This window comes from Paenibacillus kobensis NBRC 15729 (genome assembly GCF_004000825.1).
Taxonomy (GTDB): Bacteria; Bacillota; Bacilli; order Paenibacillales; family Paenibacillaceae; genus Paenibacillus_T; species Paenibacillus_T kobensis.
Genome location: NZ_BILZ01000024.1, coordinates 16880 through 35591, shown reverse-complemented (window position 1 = coordinate 35591; position 18712 = coordinate 16880). Strand labels below are relative to the sequence as shown.

General features: G+C 51.8%; 26 protein-coding genes. 4 read left to right on the top strand and 22 right to left on the bottom strand.

Annotation, left to right across the window (positions count from 1 at the left end):
• Nucleotides 1–3: 3 nt before the first annotated feature.
• From spoVAD to hisA, 6 genes are all read right to left on the bottom strand, one after another.
• Nucleotides 4–1017 (bottom strand): stage V sporulation protein AD, encoded by a 1014-nt coding sequence (spoVAD, locus tag PKO01S_RS15080; RefSeq protein ID WP_127532228.1) that lies wholly within the window; start codon nt 1015–1017, stop codon nt 4–6.
• Nucleotides 1018–1512 carry a stage V sporulation protein AC gene (gene spoVAC, locus PKO01S_RS15075; RefSeq protein ID WP_127532227.1) on the bottom strand — a complete coding sequence of 165 codons (495 nt, stop codon included), beginning with the start codon at nt 1510–1512 and terminating at the stop codon, nt 1018–1020.
• 391 nt (nt 1513–1903) lie between these two features.
• Nucleotides 1904–2497 (bottom strand): GNAT family N-acetyltransferase, encoded by a 594-nt coding sequence (locus PKO01S_RS15070; protein ID WP_127532225.1) that lies wholly within the window; start codon nt 2495–2497, stop codon nt 1904–1906.
• A gap of 96 nt (nt 2498–2593) precedes the next feature.
• Nucleotides 2594–3073: a GNAT family N-acetyltransferase gene (locus PKO01S_RS15065; RefSeq protein ID WP_127532223.1), complete on the bottom strand. Its 480-nt coding sequence runs from the start codon at nt 3071–3073 to the stop codon at nt 2594–2596.
• 66 nt (nt 3074–3139) lie between these two features.
• Entirely contained in the window at nt 3140–3445 is a 306-nt protein-coding gene (locus PKO01S_RS15060) for a hypothetical protein (protein WP_127532221.1), read from the bottom strand.
• 154 nt (nt 3446–3599) lie between these two features.
• Nucleotides 3600–4355: a phosphoribosylformimino-5-aminoimidazole carboxamide ribotide isomerase gene (gene hisA, locus PKO01S_RS15055; RefSeq protein WP_127532219.1), complete on the bottom strand. Its 756-nt coding sequence runs from the start codon at nt 4353–4355 to the stop codon at nt 3600–3602.
• Between the two features lie 211 nt (nt 4356–4566).
• On the opposite strand from hisA, the gene PKO01S_RS15050 reads away from it, so the two are divergent.
• The gene (locus PKO01S_RS15050) at nt 4567–5457 is read left to right on the top strand and encodes a DMT family transporter (protein ID WP_127532217.1); all 891 of its coding nucleotides are present in this window, start codon (nt 4567–4569) and stop codon (nt 5455–5457) included.
• A 27-nt stretch (nt 5458–5484) separates the two neighbouring features.
• On the opposite strand, the gene PKO01S_RS15045 is transcribed toward PKO01S_RS15050, so the two are convergent.
• From PKO01S_RS15045 to PKO01S_RS14990, 13 genes are all read right to left on the bottom strand, one after another.
• Nucleotides 5485–6738 carry an ABC transporter substrate-binding protein gene (locus tag PKO01S_RS15045; protein ID WP_127532216.1) on the bottom strand — a complete coding sequence of 418 codons (1254 nt, stop codon included), beginning with the start codon at nt 6736–6738 and terminating at the stop codon, nt 5485–5487.
• 93 nt (nt 6739–6831) lie between these two features.
• Nucleotides 6832–7662, bottom strand: coding sequence for a response regulator transcription factor (locus tag PKO01S_RS15040; protein WP_127532214.1), 831 nt, complete (start codon nt 7660–7662; stop codon nt 6832–6834).
• Entirely contained in the window at nt 7659–9437 is a 1779-nt protein-coding gene (locus PKO01S_RS15035) for a sensor histidine kinase (RefSeq protein WP_127532212.1), read from the bottom strand. The genes PKO01S_RS15040 and PKO01S_RS15035 overlap by 4 nt, the downstream gene beginning before the upstream one ends.
• Nucleotides 9438–9558: 121 nt before the next feature.
• A complete protein-coding gene (locus tag PKO01S_RS15030) occupies nt 9559–10002 on the bottom strand; it encodes a hypothetical protein (RefSeq protein ID WP_127532210.1) in 444 nt (147 codons plus the stop codon).
• A gap of 93 nt (nt 10003–10095) precedes the next feature.
• Nucleotides 10096–10890, bottom strand: coding sequence for a lipid II flippase Amj family protein (locus PKO01S_RS15025; protein ID WP_127532208.1), 795 nt, complete (start codon nt 10888–10890; stop codon nt 10096–10098).
• A gap of 3 nt (nt 10891–10893) precedes the next feature.
• Nucleotides 10894–11241: a hypothetical protein gene (locus PKO01S_RS15020; protein WP_127532206.1), complete on the bottom strand. Its 348-nt coding sequence runs from the start codon at nt 11239–11241 to the stop codon at nt 10894–10896.
• Nucleotides 11238–11405 (bottom strand): hypothetical protein, encoded by a 168-nt coding sequence (locus PKO01S_RS28815; protein ID WP_164779620.1) that lies wholly within the window; start codon nt 11403–11405, stop codon nt 11238–11240. The genes PKO01S_RS15020 and PKO01S_RS28815 overlap by 4 nt, the downstream gene beginning before the upstream one ends.
• Before the next feature lie 13 nt (nt 11406–11418).
• On the bottom strand, nt 11419–12003 hold the full coding sequence (locus tag PKO01S_RS15015) for a hypothetical protein (RefSeq protein WP_127532204.1): 585 nt from the start codon (nt 12001–12003) through the stop codon (nt 11419–11421).
• Between the two features lie 36 nt (nt 12004–12039).
• Nucleotides 12040–12597 (bottom strand): GNAT family N-acetyltransferase, encoded by a 558-nt coding sequence (locus PKO01S_RS15010; protein WP_127532202.1) that lies wholly within the window; start codon nt 12595–12597, stop codon nt 12040–12042.
• A complete protein-coding gene (locus PKO01S_RS15005) occupies nt 12597–13328 on the bottom strand; it encodes a class I SAM-dependent methyltransferase (protein WP_127532200.1) in 732 nt (243 codons plus the stop codon). Before PKO01S_RS15005 ends, PKO01S_RS15010 begins: the two co-directional genes overlap by 1 nt.
• Before the next feature lie 19 nt (nt 13329–13347).
• On the bottom strand, nt 13348–13947 hold the full coding sequence (locus PKO01S_RS15000; protein WP_127532198.1) for a LysE family translocator: 600 nt from the start codon (nt 13945–13947) through the stop codon (nt 13348–13350).
• Nucleotides 13948–13967: 20 nt separating this feature from the next.
• A complete protein-coding gene (locus PKO01S_RS14995; RefSeq protein ID WP_127532197.1) occupies nt 13968–14432 on the bottom strand; it encodes a GNAT family N-acetyltransferase in 465 nt (154 codons plus the stop codon).
• Nucleotides 14433–14482: 50 nt separating this feature from the next.
• Nucleotides 14483–14881: a RidA family protein gene (locus PKO01S_RS14990; RefSeq protein ID WP_127532195.1), complete on the bottom strand. Its 399-nt coding sequence runs from the start codon at nt 14879–14881 to the stop codon at nt 14483–14485.
• 166 nt (nt 14882–15047) lie between these two features.
• Here PKO01S_RS14990 and PKO01S_RS14985 point away from each other — a divergent pair, with 166 nt between their 5' ends.
• From PKO01S_RS14985 to PKO01S_RS14975, 3 genes are read left to right on the top strand one after another with little or no spacing between them, the layout of a single operon-like run.
• Nucleotides 15048–15656, top strand: coding sequence for a bifunctional transcriptional activator/DNA repair enzyme AdaA (locus PKO01S_RS14985; protein WP_127532194.1), 609 nt, complete (start codon nt 15048–15050; stop codon nt 15654–15656).
• Nucleotides 15649–16203 (top strand): methylated-DNA--[protein]-cysteine S-methyltransferase, encoded by a 555-nt coding sequence (locus PKO01S_RS14980; RefSeq protein WP_127532192.1) that lies wholly within the window; start codon nt 15649–15651, stop codon nt 16201–16203. The genes PKO01S_RS14985 and PKO01S_RS14980 overlap by 8 nt, the downstream gene beginning before the upstream one ends.
• Nucleotides 16184–17005, top strand: coding sequence for an SPL family radical SAM protein (locus PKO01S_RS14975; protein ID WP_127532191.1), 822 nt, complete (start codon nt 16184–16186; stop codon nt 17003–17005). Before PKO01S_RS14980 ends, PKO01S_RS14975 begins: the two co-directional genes overlap by 20 nt.
• Nucleotides 17006–17023: 18 nt before the next feature.
• Here the strand turns inward: PKO01S_RS14975 and PKO01S_RS14970 are convergent, their stop codons facing one another.
• The 3 genes from PKO01S_RS14970 to pgsA are packed head-to-tail and all read right to left on the bottom strand — an operon-like array spanning nt 17024 to nt 18691.
• Complete coding sequence (locus tag PKO01S_RS14970) at nt 17024–17632, bottom strand: chloramphenicol phosphotransferase CPT family protein (RefSeq protein ID WP_127532189.1); 609 nt, start codon at nt 17630–17632, stop codon at nt 17024–17026.
• Between the two features lie 12 nt (nt 17633–17644).
• Entirely contained in the window at nt 17645–18085 is a 441-nt protein-coding gene (locus PKO01S_RS14965; RefSeq protein ID WP_127532187.1) for a GNAT family N-acetyltransferase, read from the bottom strand.
• 18 nt (nt 18086–18103) lie between these two features.
• Nucleotides 18104–18691 (bottom strand): CDP-diacylglycerol--glycerol-3-phosphate 3-phosphatidyltransferase, encoded by a 588-nt coding sequence (pgsA, locus tag PKO01S_RS14960; RefSeq protein ID WP_127532185.1) that lies wholly within the window; start codon nt 18689–18691, stop codon nt 18104–18106.
• Nucleotides 18692–18712: the final 21 nt, after the last annotated feature.

Sequence of the window (18712 nt, the reverse complement as noted above, 5' to 3'; positions counted from 1 at the left end):
CGCCTACACCCCCTTGCCCGCGATCGCCACGGCATGCGCAATGCACGGTATCGATTCGCCCTGCTGGAAGGATAGGGGCGACAGCAGCGCACCGGTTGCAACAACCAATATGCGCTTCAGTTCTCGGCCCGATAACTTCTTCAGCAGATGGCCATACGTCACGACAGCCGAGCAGCCGCAGCCGCTGCCGCCTGCTTGAACCTTCTGCTTGCTAATGTCAAACACCATAAGCCCGCAATCGTTAAAAATCGTATCGTTCATCGGGACGCCGTTGCGAAGAAGCAGCTCCTTCGCAATCGGATGGCCGACAGATGCCAGGTCTCCCGTCACAATAAGATCGTAATCGGAAGGCTGGCGGCCCGTATCGTTGAAATGCGCTTGGATTGTATCGACAGCGGCAGGCGCCATTGCAGCCCCCATATTGAAGGGGTCCGTAATGCCGAGATCCATAATTTTGCCGATCGTCGCGCATTCAATGACCGGCCCGTCTCCTGTCGGCGCCACAACAGCAGCTCCCGCCCCCGTCACTGTATATTGCGCTGTCGGAGGCTTCTGCGATCCATACTCCGTCGGGTAACGGAATTGTTTCTCCGCCGTGCAATTGTGGCTGCACGTTCCTGCCATAGCGTACTGCGCATTGCCGGAATCGACGATTTGGGCAGCGAGCGCAAGCGTCTCCATCGAAGTCGAGCAAGCGCCGAATGTCCCAATGTACGGAGCGCCGAGGGAACGGGCAGCGAAGCTGTTGCTAATAATTTGATTCATCAGGTCGCCGCCGATATAGAACTGAATGTCGTCTTTTTTCAGCCCGGCATGGCGGACCGCGAAGTCAGTCGCTTGCTCGAGCAGCAGCCGCTCCGCTTTCTCCCAGCTCTTCTGCTGCATATCGAGCTCCGGATGGACGAGATCGAAGTCCTTGGCAAGCGGACCTTCGCCTTCGTCTGGACCAACGACGCTTGCCGCCCCGATTATGACCGGCTTATTGTTGAACCACCAGGATTGTTGGCCCTTCAGCATTTAATGGTTACCTCCGGTACCGAAGATTAAATGCCCGATGCCGACGAAGAAGGCAGCAACCGTCCCGTATACAATTACAGATCCGGCTAGCTTGAACATGTTCGCGCCGACGCCGAGCACTAGCCCTTCCGCACGGTGCTCCAGCGCTGCCGATGCCATCGAATTGGCAAACCCCGTGACTGGAACGGCAGTGCCTGCACCCGCCCATTGGGCGATTTTGTCATAGACGCCTAAGCATGTAAGAACGACCGAAATAAAAATAAGCGTCGCCACGGTCGGATTGCTGGCCGCTTCCCTTTTCATGCCCGCCAAATGGACGTAAAGCTGTTGAATGAACTCGCCTAATACACATATTGCTCCGCCAACGACGAATGCTTTGAGACAATTCTTAAGGACGGAACGCGCCGGCTCCCGCTGCTTCGCAAACGTCTGGTATTCCTTCGGTGACATGCTCCATTTCTTATAAGGGCGTCCGCCCGCGCTGCTCGTTGACAACAAAGTCATCTCCCTTGTGCCATAGTCGGTTTCATTATTTGTTAATGCCTGCCCGATTATCCACTGAACTTCCCAATGGCACCATATGAACACATTGAACAACGAAAAAGAGGCTGTCCAAAGTCATGTAATGACTCTGAACAACCTCATGATCAAGATGCACAACAATAAAAGCAAAAGATATTCAACTTATCATAAATCGAACAAGTATAAAATAATAAGCAAGAATGCCAACAATACGTACAGCACGACCGAGATGATCATTAATGTCCGTCTGCTCATGATGCTGCTCTCCTTCCGCTGCCGCAAGCGCGCGGGCTTCTTTACTAATGTATGCGGCGAATGCCTAGACGGAAGTTGTCTGCCCTGCTTTCGTTGTGATCCGCTTACATTAAAGAAGAGAAGAGAACACCTTTCTCTCAAGCTCGTCCCATTCTGATCGAATGATGCTGTAATAAACGTCGTCCCGGCATTCGCCGGACGCATTCATGTAGTTGCTTCTGAAGATGCCTTCCTGCTTGGCGCCAAGCTTCTCTACCGCCCGCCGGGAACGAGCGTTATCCACGTCAACGCTGAATTGCACCCGATTACAGCCAAGTTCCCGGAACGCATAGGACAGCAGCGCATGTTTGCACGCCTTGTTGATCCCCGTTCCGCGATAGTCTCGCCCGTACCACGTCCAGCCGATCTCAAGTCTTCGGCTCTGCGCTTGAATGCTGCCGAACCGCGTGACGCCTGCAACCCGTCCCGAAGCTTGATCGATAACAATAAAAGGATATCCGGTCCGCTGCTTCCGAACGTCTAGCGTCCGGGCAATGTAGTCAACCAAGTCGTCCTCCGTATCGATGTGATTGCCCGAAAATTTCGTAATGTCACGGTCATGGATAATGGCGGATAACTCGTCTTTGTACTTGCCGTGAAACGGCTCCAAGCGAATAACATCGTTGTTCAAAATAATCGTCTGCTCGAATAAGTCTATGTTCATATGTAATTCCCTCGCTGTTCCTAATGTGAAGTGGTTTCCATCATCTTAATAGGAAAACAAAGGAATTCGAATGCAGTAATTGTATAAGAATTGGTATTATCCAGCAGTTGCAGGCTTGCACATTATATACCAGCTGTCCGTTTTCTCGGGATACTCGACATGCTCCAGAATGCTATAGCCAAGCCGCTCATACAGACGGATGTTATCCGGTATCGACAACCGCACCTCAAGCCTAGTTTCTTGCGCCCCGCGCTGGACAGTCAGCCGTTCCAAGTATGCGATGATCTGCTTCCCGATTCCGCGCCCTCTGGCATGAACGGATACGGATATCCGGCCGATGTACATATACTCTTCTTCCCTGTAAAATTGCGCCGAGCCGACCGGCTCGCCGTCCAGCCAAGCAAGTACGGCTCCGCCTCGCCCCTTCAGCTTCATCACCGTATCCTCCATGCTTTCCCTCAGCGCCCCGGAAGGAGGATTAAGCACGCCCCGGTATTCCTCGAACGCCTCGCGCATAATACGGTGAACAATTGGCCAATGTTCGAATGCAGCTTCCTCGATAACCAGTTTCGTCATGGTGATTGCCCCTTATATAGTAATAGGCCCCAACGAGGAGAATCTTGCCGTTGCAGCCGCTGTTCGCTATTTGGACGAATTGTGCTCGCGTTCGAATCTATCGTTGGTCGCTTTAATTTGGGCAGAAATACGCGTGTACGAGCGGCGGAGCAGCATATAAAGACCGGCAAGTACGAATGGCACTCCTGACCAGAGCGTAATATTCGTAATGTTCCAGATGGCATCGGGCACAGAGTGCCTGAAATTACCCATGCTGTCTCCAATATACTCGGGCCGCGCCGCATACAGGATCACCTTCTCCAAGCCGCCGAGCGCAGCTAATCCGGCTCCCAGTGTTAACAATCCCAAGCCGATCGAATAATCTGAACGCATCTTGTATCCTCCTAACGGTCTATCCATCTCAGGTGGACTCGATCATCCTGCCAATGAATGCCTATAAGATACCATATATACCCATATATCGTATATAGTATTTTTTGCTAGAACAAAAAAACCGGGGCTGAGCAGCCCCGGTTCATTTCTTTCGTTATTCCGCGCAATAAGCGACAACTTGCTCATACGGCAGCTTGCCGCCATATATGTCGAGCGCGCTGCCGACTGTAATGCCTAGCTTGCCGCCGGACAGACGCTTGAACAGTTCCAAATCTTCAATCGACCGGGCGCCGCCTGCATACGTGCACGGAATGTTGACCCATTGTGCGAGCGCCTCGACCAGACTTTGCTGAATGCCGCTCTGTTTGCCTTCCACGTCGACGGCATGAACGAGAAACTCGTCGCAAAATTGCTCCAAGTACCGGATATTGGCTTCGTTCACTTCGAAGTCGCTGAACAGCTTCCATTGGTTCGTGACGACGTACCACTTGCCGTCCTTCTCCTTGCAGCTTAGGTCGATGACGAGCTTATCCTTGCCTACTTCCGCTACGATGGCATCCAAGTTACTCTGATCCAGCTTGCCGTCTCTGAAAATATAGGATGTAACAATAACATGCGATGCGCCTTGCTCCAAATAAAAGCGGGCGTTGTCCGCACGGATGCCGCCGCCGATCTGCAAGCCCCCCGAATACGCTTGAAGCGCGCGAACCGCTTCCTCCTCGTTGCCGCCGCCAAGCATAATGACATGGCCGCCCGTAAGCTTGTCTTTCTTGAACAACTCGGCGTAATAAACCGAATCGTGGCTCGAAACAAAATTTTCAATGACCGCCCCTTGCTCCGACGTGAGCGTCTCGCCGACAATCTGCTTCACCTTGCCTTGATGCATATCGATACAGGGTCTAAAGTTCATGAACATTATCCTCCACATGCTGCTGTTTGCTGGAACTGATTTCTTTTATCCTATCATGTTCTGTGCTTGGGGTCACGGATAGAAGCGCGGTATCAACTTTTTTGATACCTTTCATTAATAGTTAGCATTATACAGAGCGGTTAAAGTCCTTTACAATACGAGGAGCAAACCTATCACACTTGCATGCTTCACAATCGGGAGGGATAACCGCATGAGCACAATGAGATATCTGTCACTGCTGCTGCTTACTACGTTTCTAATGGGGATTGCCTTTCCAATCGGCCGTATTGGACTGGACTATGCACCGCCTTTCTTGCTGATGGCGATCCGCTATTTAATTGCAGGGGGAATAATGGCTGTAATTGTCGCCCGCAGACAACAGCCCCGCGGCATCCAATGGCTGCAAGCTTCCGTTATCGGTTTACTGCAGTCGACCGGCGTCATGGGCTGCTGCTACTTCAGCATGCGGTGGATTACGTCGAGCGAATCGGCCATTCTTACGTTTGTTAATCCGCTGCTTGTCATCGTGCTCGGCAGTTTGTTTACTAAAGCGTCCTATCGAGTCGGACAATGGCTTGGCGTAGCTGTAGGCTTCGTCGGCGTAGCCGTTACGTTCGGATTCCATGTCAACCTGTCTCCAGGCACTTTCATCTGCTTAGCAGCTGCTTTCTGTTTCGCAGCAGCAACTCTGCTTATTAAACGGTGGGGAGCGGCGTTCGATACGATGGTACTTACGACTTATCAGATGCTCGCCGGCGGGATCGGACTGCTGTTGCTTAGCGCATTGGCGGAAAAACCGGTGTTTGAATGGAACAGTACGTCGATTAGCGTCGTTCTTTTGTTGGCACTCTTCTGTTCCATCGTCCAGTTCTCCGGCTGGTATTACTTACTTCAAAATGGCGACGCGGCGAAGACGAGCTCCTTCTTATTCCTTGCGCCATTCTTCGGCGTATTGACCAGTTGGATGCTGCTTGGCGAGCAGTTGCATCTGTATGTGGCGGTGGGCGGAGCTTTCATCTGCGCAGGCATATTCCTTGTCAACCGCCAAGGACGCAAATCGCGAAGCGCAAGCAGCGGCAAGGCGGCAGCAGCTGAAATTTAGCTCTAGATGGGAACAAATCCCCCTTGTTCAACGTTCCGTTTTTGCCCTTGCCGCCGCATTACTCATGAGCCGATCATAATCTCCATCCCTCATGATGTCGTCCAGGTTGGGCACAAGACGGTTCACTTGCTGGGCATAACGGTTCTTCAACATCTTCACATGCTTGTCTTCTCCCTCCGGAGCTGAGAAATCCCGAAATGCTGGAATGGTGCCTCGTATGCGAGTGATCGGCTCTTGCGTCTTCCAAGAAGCTAAATATTTCATCGCTTCATATGCTTCCGCCCGATGCGTGGCCGCGGCTTCAGACGACATAGCGAAGCCGGTGCCCCAAGCGCCTATCGACGTGTCTCTCTTTCCTGCTCCTCCCTCTATCGTCGGAAATGGAATGAATTCGACCTCATCGATCCGTGAGCCTGGTTGATTAAATAGATCATTTTTCACACCACGCTCCATCGTAAACGCCGCCTCGCCGCGCAGGAATAAACCCGTTGACGCATAATTGTTCTCCCGCTTCGAGAATGCGTGATGCTTCTCCCGCAGCTCGTACATCAAGTCTGCCGCTTGTTGAAACAGTTCATCCGACATATCCCCGGCTGCAAACACCTTCTTGTATCGTTCGTCACCGCCTAATCGCAGAGCAATATAAGAAAGCCAATCCCGTTCGCCTTCGATTGGCTTCACGCCGGTGGCATACAGCTTGTCGACCGCTGCCAGCAGCTCGTCCCAAGTCTTCGGCGGTGCAATGCCATAATCATCTAGAATTTCCCGGTTATAGCCCAGTTCCTGCACCCAGGTCATAAAGACTGGAATAGAGTACGGCTTACCATTATACGAGAATGCCTCGAGCGCCCCAGGTATGATCGTACTTTTGAACGCGGCATCCGCATTTAACGATTCGGTTAAATCGCCTACCACGTTTGCATCCAACATTTTACGGGACAGCGGAAACCATTCATCCAGCATGACGAAGATGTCCGGCATCTCATTACTTGCTAGAGCAACATCGATCTTCGCATAATAGGCTTGAAGATCGTAATGTTCGAATACAAGCTTTACATACGAATGAGACTTGTTATACTGATCGACGATATCCTGATGGATTTTGCGCATTTCTTCGTCCTCTGGATATCCGAAATTCCATACTTTCAGCACCAGCTTGTCCGCATCGGCATCGTTGACATTGCTCGCCATTAACGGATCCTCTGCACGAAACATGCTCCCGCATGCCGTCGTTAGCACCAATACCGCTGTTATGAGCGCGAGCAGGCCCAGCCTTCTCATCTGCAGATCCCCTTTCAACTCCAACTATTAGATTGTCGACAGTTCCAGTATAGTCGGCTGGGCTGACGGGTGATGGCACTATCATCCTCTATCCTAGCAATCTCTTATGGTAGCTGCTGATGCCAGTTGATGAATCGACTCGCGGAACTGACCCGGCGTCACGCCTTCGAGCTCGCGGAATACCCGTATGAAGTAGCTTGACGATTGATATCCGATTTCGTCCGCGATCTGCAATATGTCCAGCTCCGACTTGACGAGTAACTCCTTCGCCCTTCGGTGGCGCAGCCGAATCATATAATCGCTGAACGTCAGTTCCGTAACATCCTTGAACAAAGCGCTGAAGTAGCTCGGACTTAAATGAACATATTGCGCAACCTCTCTCATGGACATAGGTTCGTTCAGCCGCTCCTGCATATAGCCAATCGCCTTCGCAATGCTCGGATGCATATTCGAATGACCATTTCTCGCCTGCGCTTCTTCTTCGCCGAAGCCAATCGTCCATACCGCATACGCTTGCCGTTCCAGCCGTCTGCGCGCCCTTGCTCCCAGCGCCTTCTCGATCGATTCGATCAACCGCTCAGGCTCCGCCGGCTTGAGCAAATAATCGGCCACGCCATACTGCAAGCCTTGCTGAGCGTACTCGAACTCTGCATAGCCGCTCAGCAGCACAACTGCCGTGTCCAGCTCCGAGTCCATCAGCTTGCCGACAAGCTCTAATCCCGTCATGCCCGGCATACGAATGTCAGCAATAAGCAGATCATATGCAGCCGATTGCAGCTTCTCCCATGCGTCCAAACCATGCTCCGCCGTAGTAATCGACCAATTGCCCGCATAATGATGCTCTAACAGATATCGGATGCCTTCCCGAGTATTCATTTCATCGTCTGCGATCAGTATTCGGCAGACTGCTCCAGGCTTGCTCATTCGTGCTCCATTCCCTTCGGATCGACAGTCGGCAGCTTTAATAACGCAATCGTCTCAGGTGGCTCCGCACTTGTTCTCAAATTTAGTCCAAAGTGCGTGCCGTACTGGAGTTGAATCAGCCGATTCACATAATATAAACCGACGCCCGAACGGCCGCCTTCTGGCATAGCTCCGCCCTGCAGCTTCCTATTCAACTCGGCTGCCGCTTCCTCATGCAGTGATGCTCCGCTGTCAGAGACTTTCAATTCGAACGACTCTTCCGTTAAGGTGGCGTACCTAGCTTCAATTCGGATATATCCTGGTCCAATGGCAGGCTCTATGCCGTGCAATATTGCATTCTCCACAAGCGGCTGGACGATCAACTTCGGAACGACCTGCTTCAGCAGCCCAGGCTCGGCATTGATCTCCCATGATAACCGGTTGCCCATTCTCATCGACATCAAGGATAAATAATGCCGCACATGGTCCAGTTCGTCGGCGAGCGTCACTGTCACAATTCCGTCCTGCTTGTCCTGGCGTATCGAATATCGGAACAGATTGGACAGGCTAACGATGCTGCGGGCCAGCTCTGCTTCCCCTCTGCGAAAGAGCGACCAGTAGAACGCTTCCAGCGTGTTATATAAAAAATGCGGATGAATCCGAGCCTGCAGCGCCTTCATCTCTGCATGCATGCCCGCAATTTGCAGTTTATACCCCTCATCGATGAGCTTGTTAAGTCCCGCCGCCATTTCGTTGTAGCTTGCATTCAACTCCTGCAGCTCGCGGCTTCGGTAGGTTTGCGTGTTCCTCTTGAACGTTCCGTCGCTGCTGCTTTGCAGCATCCGGCTTAACCCGCGGATCGGCTTCGTGACCAAAGAGGAGAGCAAATACGAAACTGCGACAACCAGCAATGTTCCGACTGCTCCGAAAATAACGAAAAGACGGCCGAGACCGTCCAATCCCTGAGATAATGCTCGATTCGGCACGACCATAACGAGCGATAACCCTTTCGCCGCCTTCGAGCCATGTACAAGCCGATAGGTTTCTCCCTTCCAGACCGTTGCGCTTTCATCTGACCGGATGACTCGTTCAACTGGCAGGCGATCCGTGACGTCGCCGCTTTCATAAATTTCGACTAAACTATTCCCGTTCAACAAATAGAACATACTGCCTTCCAAGCCAGCCGCTGCCCCGTTCAAGTAATAGAATTCAGATGCTGGCACGCGTATGAGAATATAGCCGCCGCCAAGGTAATGATCGGATTCAAGCCGGATTTGGCGGATGCCGATTAGAGGTGAACGCTCATCGACGGGCTCATCCGCAGCATGAAGCCAGATTAAATGGCCGGATTGGCGGTCTGCCGCCGCTTTCCAATCGCGAGGAAGCGAGTCTTCATTAGAAGGATCATTCGTATCCAGCGGCAGCAATGTCCCGGTCTTGTCATATACTCCTATCGTTAGACGCACCTCTTGTCTGCCCATCATCCGGGCGACCGGCTCTTGTGCGAGACCAATGTCTGCCGAACGAATCTCCTGTCCGCTGCGGCTTCGCTCAAGCACCTTCTGTACCCCATAATCCATGGCAATTTGAAGAGTCGATTCATCAAGCCCGTTCACTAACGTCTCCAGCCTGCCGCTCGATTGCTGCTCGATAGAGTAGGCATAACGCTGTGATTTGTTGGTAAGTAAAGTTGAAACATACGAATAAGATAAAAACCCGATCAACAGCAGCATGAGAAGCATGACGGCTGCTATGCTCATTCCGATATGCGTACGAATAGACAGCCGCCTTCTCACGCCTACGCCTCCTTTCAAGATTCTGCTGTATCCATTGTATGCTTTCAAGCCATCTGTCCGATGGCACTCTCATACGCTATCATCGTATTATTTTATGAATGATCGTCTTTCAGCCCGCTGTTCATCTGTCCACAGGTTGATTGGGGCTGCCGTTGAATACGGCGAACAATCGCGTAATCCTCTCTTGGAGCAAATAGCTTAACAACTGCCCTTGTGCCGAACCGAGCACAACGGTACCGAGGCTGACCGGCAAGCCGATAAAAAACTGTGCCATCCCGATTCCATAGTAATCAGATGACAGATCATGCTGATGTACGACCGCCATCCGGACCGCTGTAAACACCGCGAGCAGGAGAATATACAAGCCGAAAGTAACAAGAAATGCGTACCATCGGCCTTTCGCGGTCAGCATCGACACGAGGCAATTGACGACTAATAACAGTACGATCCAAAGGACAAGTACGGAAGGCCCTATAGCTTCCGTGCCAATATGATACATAAAAAGGAGCGACAAGATGGTATGACTGACAGGGGCCGCAAACAGTTCAATCACTTTCTTGAGCATCGGTCTACACCCTTTCGCTCATTGGATTGTGGCGTGCAGCAAACCATCCGCTTTTTGAATGTTACGATTCGTTCGTTATTGAATGCTTACTCCTTAATACATCAGCTTTATGACCATGCCGATAAAATACGCCGCCGGAATAATAATGAATTGACCGAGCAAAGTGCCCAAAAAACGGGATGTCATCATGACGATATACACTTTGCCTAATTGGGCTTGGTATCGCTCGTGGTGTAGAGCCTTATCGGTAATAAGGCCAAGTTGAGGGTCGATGAAGATGGTGAGCATGATCGTGGCGATGCCGTTAATGATCCCGGATGCTTGAGATGCCGTCGTGCTGTAATCCGGAAGTAAGAACGAACAATAAAGCGAGGCCATGACGCCTACGGTGTAGAATGCTGTTACGAACACGTTCATGACAATTAACCGTTTCGGAATGCCGAGATACCGGAAGTAGTAGAACGAGAAAGCCGGCTTGCGCAAATAATATTTTGTGTTGATCAATTGACCGATCGTAACGCCTGTAATAAGCTTCGGAATTGAACCGGCCACTTCCAGCTTCGCAATAATCCGGCTGAACAGGCTGACAAAAGACGGGAAAAGTCCAATGGCAACAATGGTTCCAAGCGATGCTGCGAACAAGATAACACGCATATAGTCCATCAGCGGAAAGTCGGCCTGCTTCTTAGCATGATCGACGAACGTCGCCGTAAGCGGCCCTTGCAGCATATTCGCTGTTCTGGAGACGAGAACGATAATGCCGGTCAGCGACAAAGCGACGGCAATCTTGTTCAACTGAACACCAGCGAACCGGACAGCGTAAGACAGCGTCTCTGCCGTATGGATAATCATCGTCAGCACGAATACAAAAATTAAATTGTTAAGCATACGTCAGAAACTGCCAGTAAGCCACATCAGAATGGGCACCGCGGCAACCATCAATAGCAACACGGCGACAAAAGCTTGTACAAAGCCTTTAAAGAAGGAGAAAGTATCGTCCCGCTGCATCGGTTCGACGAAATGCTTAACCGTAATAACGGCGAGAGAAACAAGCGATATCTTCGCTGCGAACCGGAGCAATTCCAGCACATATTGTTTCCACGGCTTCCCCACCGTCAAGTAGGTGCCTACGTCATGCGCGGTCCGGTATTCATCCTTCACGAGCAGCAATCCTATGAGTAAGCCGATAATGAAGGTATAGATCCCCGTTTTGACGAGCTTCTTCTCCAACGGATTCATACTAGCCTTTGCTCCCCTCTATTCAAAGCCGACAAGAACGATTCCGCGTCGTCAAGCGCCAGATGAATATGCTCGATCTTGCGTCTGCGGCCCAGGAAGCCATAACCGGTGACCGGACCTGCCAATTTGATCCGGCAATTGATGTCATCCTTTATTCCAATCATAGACACACCTCCATTATCGCTTCAGACATTCCTGGACAGACCGGTCCAGAATTTCGAGCACTTTGTTCCACTCCAGCAATTCCAGAGGTTCGTTCTTATGTTCGTCCTTGCTCTTGAAGTCATTGGACAAGTCTTGTATAAGTGCAGGCAAGTAACGGTAATTAATCTCGTCGATTTCGACGGGCTCCGCTTCTAATGGCATGAGCATTAAACCGAAATGATCGATCAGCCTTCCGTTCAACCGCCAGAAGTCGCGGTAATAGCTTTCTTGCGCTTGCTTTTTCTGCGGTTGAGGCAGCTTTTTGATGATCGGGAAGTAGATCTCTTCGAGCCATACCTGGTCGGATATGAGGTGGAAGTAGTAGCCAAGATGGAAGGGTTGAATCCGGTCACGGAAATATTTGGCCCCGAAGGCATCGTAGTTCGTAAAGATTTGACCCTGGGGATCGAAACTTGCAAAATGGGACTTCGCCTTGGGTTCCTGCATGTGCTTATGAACGTCGGGAGCGATGCCCCCGAGCCAAAACTGCGGATCGTCAATTCCCATCACTTCGTTAAGCCTTGTCGTAATACAGTAATGCATAATTCTAGAGCCCAAGTCTGCCCGCCTCCTCGTTGCGCTGCCGAATGGGTATTACTTGTGTGTAAGCTGCCGCTCAACATATGCCTCGCGCAATATGGCCATGATGACGACATCGCAATATCTGCCTTGGGAGAAATGCCTTTCCCTTAACCTGCCTTCTTCGCGGAAGCCGCACTTCGTGTAACAACGAATCGCCTTCTTATTGTATTCGTATACTTCAAGTTGAAGCCGGTTTAAATTCAATTCCATGAAGACGAATTGCTGGAGCAGCCGTACCGCTTCCGTCCCGATCCCGCGCCCGTGCAGCAGCGCATTCCCGATAACCATGCCGAACTCCGCCGACCGGTTCTTCCAATCGAGTTCGAACAGGTCAATCTGGCCGATATACTGCTCCGTCAGCCTGTCCGCAATGACAAAGCCTTTCTGCTCTGAAGATCCGTCCAGCAGCGCGTTCAAATAGGCTTCCGTGCCGTTTCGCATATGCGGATATAAGAAGGCATCGGATAAGTAATAGGTAATAGCCGAGTTGTTGCACCATTCCCGCATGCAGGACAAATCCTCTTGCCGGTATTCGCGCAAAATAATATTTTCCCCGATCAGATGCGGCATTAGGCGTCCTCCTCCTCGGACCGATCGCTTCGCTGCACAACGTAAGTGATACAGTCGCTCATCAGACTGCGTTGTTGTTGACCTCTCGCGATCGAGAAAGAAAGCGGCTTGGCATGCTGCTTGAGCACCGTCCATCCCTTATACGTATCATTCAGGAGAGCAAAAGCCTCGGGCGTCGTCAGGTTAATCTCGAACATCGTTTCTTCGATCACACCGGTGGCGATGTCGCGCTCTTCCACATTCGTTCCGATAATGATAACATTCAACCCGCCCTGGACGGTCCCCTGCCTCATCCGATCCAACGTCTTGGTTAACTGTTCGACTGAAGCAATATGCTCAAGAGTCGAGACGGCAATCATATAATCGAATGAATCTGGATGTATGGCATACTCGCCGATGTCCGATTGCACCGGTTCGATCAATGCCGACACTCCATATTGCTCGCTATACCGTTCCAGCATTCGCAAAGCGGAATCGATCAGATCGACGCAGATGACTTTCCCGCCGCGTCCGATTAACGATTGGGCAATCGGAATACTGTTACGGCCAACGCCGCTGCCCAAATCCAACACCTTCACGTTCGAACGGTCGTCCAGCATGCTCCAGTAGCGCATAACGGTTTGGACCGGCTTATGCAGCCAAGAGCCCGGCTCGAACAACTTGTGGTTCGCATAACAATCTTCGTGGTACAACCGTTCCTCTTCTCTTATTCGTGCCAGTCTCGCTTCCATCTGTCTCCCCTTCTGTCTCCTAACGAATGATTGCTACAACGCCGAAGACGATCAGCACAGCACCGGAACCGCGATTAATCCATTGCATCGCTTGATTCGTAATCGCTTTCCGAACAAGTCCTACGATGTTGCTCAGCGTGAGCCACCAGAGCATCGATCCGATGAAGATGCCCAGCACGAGGATCAGCGAGCTGCCGACATTCCCCTCCACCGGTGATAGGCCGGCGAATATGCCGAGGAACGACATCACCGTCATCGGATTCGTTACGGTCAGCGCGAATACGGTCAAGTACGCGCCAAGCAGACTGCCGCTTGTATTGGAATTGCCTTGTGCAGGCTTCGAACGGAAGGCCTGATAACCGAGATAGATTAGAAACAGTCCCCCAATTAGTCCGATCCATGAGGCATAGTCCATAAGCGGCTTCATGATCACCGTGAAGCCAAGCGCCGCTATTACGCCGTACAAGCCGTCTGCAGTCGCTGCTCCAAGGCCGGATACGAAGCCGAACAGCCTCCCCTGCACAATCGTTCGATTCATACACAAAATGCCGATCGGGCCTACTGGTGCTGCTATAGATAACCCAATCGCAATTCCTTGCAGCCCCAACGTCAACATCATGGCATCCTCTTCAGCAGACTCTAGTCTTGGCCGGAGCCTTCAGACGGAGACGGGGTAATATTTTTCATCAGCACCGCTTCGTTCTTACGGGCATATAGGAACCGCTCATACGCTTTAATCGCGATATCGTTGTCGGCGCCTGTCAGTACTTTGATATGGTTAACGCCTCTTGTACGAAGCTCTTCCTCCATATGTGCCATTAACATGGAAGCTAGCCCCTGCCCGCGGGCGCTTGGTTCGACGAACATTTCCGTCAATTCGCCGTGGCGCTCCCGGTAACAGAATGATTCGAAATATTGGGCGCAAGCAAAGGCAGCCGGATGCTCATCCAGCAGTGCAATCGCAACGAGTTCATTCGAGCGCAGCAAGCTGTCCCGAACTTCTTCCTCCGTCATGCGCACACCGTTAAACGCTTCATTCAGCCGAACCAAGTCAGGCGCATCTGTTATATACGCTCTGCGTACCGATTTTTTCGCTCCTGTCATCCATACGAGCCCCCTTCTCATGCTGCTTGAATTTTCTGTAAAGTTAGAGTTTATTCCGCCGAATCCGTGATTATCGCCTGAACCTCGATTTCCACGAGCAGATCCGGATCGATTAGCGCTTTCACTTCCACCATCGTTGCAACCGGACGTATATCCCGAAAATATTCGCCATGCGCCCGGCCGATCTCCTCCCAGCGGCTAATGTCAGTAACGAACATCCGTGTCCGCACGACGTCGGACATTGAGGCCCCGACCCGCTTAAGCGCCGATTCAATCGTCTCCAGCGCAAATCTCGCCTGCTCATACGGATTGCCCTTGCCTACGACCTCACCGTCTTGCATCGCAGTCGTTCCCGCTACTTCAACAATATTGCCAACGCGGATCGCCCGGCAATAACCGACGACCGGTTCCCATGGTGAACCGGTCGTCACTCGAATGCGATCGGACACGACAATCATCTCATTAATATGTATCGTTTCGACTATTGCATACTCAGAAGTAACCACAATTACCATTATTAAATCAAATCATACCCATTCACAATCTTGCGCTTTCGTTCTAGATTCCGTACAACCGGTCCGAATTCGGTTTATACTGGTCGTAGAGGTGAACACCATGCCGAATAGAACCATAACGGAACAACGAAGCACCGCACTCGAGCTGACCGAGCTCGAATGGAATGCAATAGTCCAGAACGATACCGCCTATGACGGACAATGGTTCTATGCCGTCAAGTCGACAGGCATCTTCTGCAGACCGTCATGCAAATCAAGACCGCCAAGCCGAACGAACGTCAATCTTTACCGTACGGCAGAACATGCTGCCTCCGCCGGTTACCGCCCGTGCAAACGGTGCAAGCCAGCAGGACTGCGGTTGCCTGACGAAGAGTGGATAGAGAGCATAACGCACTATATTGATCTCCATTATACGGAAGAAATCACGTTAGAGCGACTTTCCGCATTTTTCCACGGGAGCCCTTATCATCTCCAACGGACGTTCAAACGGCTGAAGGGCCTCACCCCTCTTGCCTATATCCGGCAGCTTCGGCTGCAGAAGGCGAAGGCGCTGCTTGCCGAGACTCAGCATTCCGCTGCCGAGGTCGGCCGACTTGCCGGCATGCCGAATACATCCTATTTTATCACTTGGTTCAAAAAGATGACTGCACAAACGCCCGCGGAATACCGGCAAATGCAAGTCACACGAAAGGAGCCTTACAATGACTGACAACCGCTCTAAACGAAAGCCAACTCTCTACTGGACGGTCATCCAGCATGACGGTTGGAACCTTCATCTCGCTGCCACAGAGGATGGACTTAGCTATGTCGGGTCGAACGGACAGCCGTTCGAAGAGATGGCGCAGTGGGCCGCCTCCCGCATGCCCGGGAGCGAGCTTGTTCACGATGTCGTGAAACTCCAGCCTTATGAGAAGGAGCTCATGGAGTATATCGACGGACAACGCCGTGAATTCTCCCTCCCGCTTGACTGCCAGGGAACACCGTTCCAGACAGCGGTGTGGGAAGCGTTGTGCCGAATTCCTTACGGATCTACCGCATCCTATTCCGATATCGCCTTGCAATTGAATAAACCGTCAGCCGTTCGTGCAGTCGGCAGTGCAATCGGGGCAAATCCGGTTTTAATTACCGTCCCTTGCCACCGCGTCATCGGCAAGAACGGAACACTGACCGGCTACCGCGGCGGACTTCCGATGAAGACCGCGCTGCTCCAGCTTGAGAGAGCAGGCGAGTCAGCCTATGACGAAGACCGTATATGAATATAAGCGGCCGAAGACGCTGTTGAACAAGGGAACCGGCTTTCTTGCCGGCTATACTCATTCGCTCAATCCGTATACCGGCTGCACATTCGGCTGCTCGTATTGCTACGTCCGCCAAATGCCGGTCTCGTTGTTCCGCGGTGATGAGTGGGGCAGCTGGGTCGATATTAAACAAGAAGCGGCAGAGCTTCTGCAAGCCGAGCTTCGGAAGGCCAAATCCAAAGGACCTGTCACCGTATTCATGTCGTCCAGTACGGACCCGTACCAGCCGATTGAACATAAGGAACAGATTACACGTTCCTTGCTAGAGGTTATGGCGGAGGAACGCCCGCAATTCCTGCTCGTGCAAACCCGCAGTCCTCTCGTTCGCCGCGACATTGACATCCTGCTTCGATTCGGCAGCCAGGTGCGTGTCAGTATGACGGTCGAAACGGATCTTGAGCACATCCGCAAATCGTTCACGCCAGGCGCTCCCCCCATTCAGGCGAGACTTCAGGCACTGAGAGATCTAGCCGAAGCCGGCGTTCCGGTCCAGGCAGCCGTTGCTCCTATGCTTCCTTGCAGCGGGAACTTTGCTGAGCTGCTGCGTCCTATCGTAAGCCGGGTATGTATAGACGATTATTGGATGGGGGACGGAAGCGGCGGCAAACGGACGCGAAGATTAGGTATCGAATCGTTATACGAGCAGCTTGGACTTGAACAATGGTATGGACCGACAGCCTATCGAACGGTATACGACCAATTCAAGCGGCTATTTGCGGAAGAAGAACTGTATATCAGCCAGCAGGGCTTCGAGCCTTAACTTTCATTCGTGCGGCGGTCATTGCTCCGTATGGCGTTCCCGCAGTTCACGAAGCGCTCTCGGCTCGTTCTCCGCTATATGCTGCAAGATGGCATCCGCGCATTGTTCAGCCGAGGCAACGCTCGTATCCACTTCCAGATCGTATACCGCCGAGCGGTGTACGATCGAGTATTGCGCGGCAGCGAGCCCGATCGGCCGGTCGCCCCGCGCTTGCTCTCGGCGGGCCAGCTCTTCGAGCGGGCAGCGAACGCCGATCAGATACGCATAGGATTCGTGCAGCAGCTTCGTTAATTCCGCAAGCCAACTCGAGTCGATCATGACATGATCGACAACCGCACTGCGGCCGAGCTTGGCCACTGCCCCAATCGTATGGTGGAACAGCGATATCGCCGGCTGCTCGATCCACTCTTCGTGCTCGATCTTCCGGATGTCGTCCTGTGACAGATGTGCGCCGTACATCCTGCTCAGCATGTCGTTAACTCCTGCTAAAGCATGATCGACGGACATATAAAGATAGGGCTCTGCGAGAGATGCAAGCAGCTCGTTCGATAACGTCGTTTTACCAGAGCTAGAAGTTCCGTTCAGTACAATAATCGTGTTCTTGTTCTTGTTCTTGCTATTATTCAACGATGTACACTCCTATCTGTCCTGTCCAACTTGAGCTCCGTCCAACCGCATATAGAAGCTCCGTTCTTGAAAACCGAGCGATCGCCAGAACCGGTACCCTCTTTCATTCCAGAACATCACTTCGATATCGATTTGACCAGTTCCCAGATGGTTCAATAAAGCCGTGAAAGCGAGCGTGCCAAGCCCGCCTCTTCTCGATTCCCGCATAATAAAAAATTGCCGCAAATAAAGCGACTTTCTTGCATGATCGACAAGCGCATAGCCCCGCAGTTCTCCGTCCTGCTTGAATAAGTAGGCTGAATAATGGCCTTCAATGAACCCTGCCATCCGCGCTTGGAGCTGCTCGATATTCATCGGGTTGTCGTGCTGCTCATCCTCGATCAACTGCTTGTTCATGACCGCTAACTCCTCCAAATGATCGGCCCCTGCTGTGTGCACCGTTATTGGATTCATATGCGCTCACTCCTTCGTCTACAAATTCAATTGCAGTCTCTTGTAATTCATTTGAATATAATTCCAACCGGAATAAATCGTTAATAGAACGGCCGCTCCCATCAACAAACGGTCGACCGGCAGCGGTGACAGGTACTGCCCAATATCGCCGGACAGAAGAACGGCTGTAATCGCAGCAACTTGCAATACCATTTTGAGCTTGCCCAGCTTGTCCGCAGCAAGTGCAATCCCCATCGAAGAAGCAACGATGCGGATGGCGGTGATGACGATTTCGCGGCCGATTATGATGACGGCAACCCAGCTGGACACCAGATCGATATGAACAAGCATGATGAGCGCCACCGTAATCAGAAGCTTGTCCGCAAGCGGATCGAGCAGCTTGCCGAGATTCGTAACCATGTTGTATTTGCGGGCTACGTATCCGTCCAGTTTATCCGTCGCTGCAGTCAATAAGAATAGAACGGCCCCATAATACAATCCGTACTCGTTCAAATGATGGAACACGGTCCACTTGTCCGCCAACCATTGAGGATAGGGCTGCAAGACGACCATTAACAAAGGAATCAGCATAATACGAACCATTGTAATTCGGTTTGCGAGATTCATTGCGGTTGCTCCCTCTATGTG

Bases quoted from the DNA above. Each gene is read 5' to 3' on its own strand.
- PKO01S_RS15000 (WP_127532198.1), bottom strand. From the start codon at position 13,947: ATGATGTTGACGTTGGGGCTGCAAGGAATTGCGATTGGGTTATCTATA.
- pgsA (WP_127532185.1), bottom strand. From the start codon at position 18,691: ATGAATCTCGCAAACCGAATTACAATGGTTCGTATTATGCTGATTCCT.
- PKO01S_RS14980 (WP_127532192.1), top strand. From the start codon at position 15,649: ATGACTGACAACCGCTCTAAACGAAAGCCAACTCTCTACTGGACGGTC.
- PKO01S_RS15030 (WP_127532210.1), bottom strand. From the start codon at position 10,002: ATGCTCAAGAAAGTGATTGAACTGTTTGCGGCCCCTGTCAGTCATACC.
- PKO01S_RS14975 (WP_127532191.1), top strand. From the start codon at position 16,184: ATGACGAAGACCGTATATGAATATAAGCGGCCGAAGACGCTGTTGAAC.
- PKO01S_RS15065 (WP_127532223.1), bottom strand. From the start codon at position 3,073: ATGACGAAACTGGTTATCGAGGAAGCTGCATTCGAACATTGGCCAATT.
- PKO01S_RS14965 (WP_127532187.1), bottom strand. From the start codon at position 18,085: ATGAATCCAATAACGGTGCACACAGCAGGGGCCGATCATTTGGAGGAG.
- PKO01S_RS15025 (WP_127532208.1), bottom strand. From the start codon at position 10,890: ATGCTTAACAATTTAATTTTTGTATTCGTGCTGACGATGATTATCCAT.
- hisA (WP_127532219.1), bottom strand. From the start codon at position 4,355: ATGAACTTTAGACCCTGTATCGATATGCATCAAGGCAAGGTGAAGCAG.
- spoVAD (WP_127532228.1), bottom strand. From the start codon at position 1,017: ATGCTGAAGGGCCAACAATCCTGGTGGTTCAACAATAAGCCGGTCATA.
- PKO01S_RS15005 (WP_127532200.1), bottom strand. From the start codon at position 13,328: ATGGAAGCGAGACTGGCACGAATAAGAGAAGAGGAACGGTTGTACCAC.
- PKO01S_RS15050 (WP_127532217.1), top strand. From the start codon at position 4,567: ATGAGCACAATGAGATATCTGTCACTGCTGCTGCTTACTACGTTTCTA.
- PKO01S_RS28815 (WP_164779620.1), bottom strand. From the start codon at position 11,405: ATGATTGGAATAAAGGATGACATCAATTGCCGGATCAAATTGGCAGGT.
- PKO01S_RS15020 (WP_127532206.1), bottom strand. From the start codon at position 11,241: ATGAATCCGTTGGAGAAGAAGCTCGTCAAAACGGGGATCTATACCTTC.
- PKO01S_RS15060 (WP_127532221.1), bottom strand. From the start codon at position 3,445: ATGCGTTCAGATTATTCGATCGGCTTGGGATTGTTAACACTGGGAGCC.
- PKO01S_RS15040 (WP_127532214.1), bottom strand. From the start codon at position 7,662: ATGAGCAAGCCTGGAGCAGTCTGCCGAATACTGATCGCAGACGATGAA.
- PKO01S_RS15045 (WP_127532216.1), bottom strand. From the start codon at position 6,738: ATGAGAAGGCTGGGCCTGCTCGCGCTCATAACAGCGGTATTGGTGCTA.
- PKO01S_RS14985 (WP_127532194.1), top strand. From the start codon at position 15,048: ATGCCGAATAGAACCATAACGGAACAACGAAGCACCGCACTCGAGCTG.
- PKO01S_RS15010 (WP_127532202.1), bottom strand. From the start codon at position 12,597: ATGCCGCATCTGATCGGGGAAAATATTATTTTGCGCGAATACCGGCAA.
- PKO01S_RS15070 (WP_127532225.1), bottom strand. From the start codon at position 2,497: ATGAACATAGACTTATTCGAGCAGACGATTATTTTGAACAACGATGTT.
- PKO01S_RS14995 (WP_127532197.1), bottom strand. From the start codon at position 14,432: ATGACAGGAGCGAAAAAATCGGTACGCAGAGCGTATATAACAGATGCG.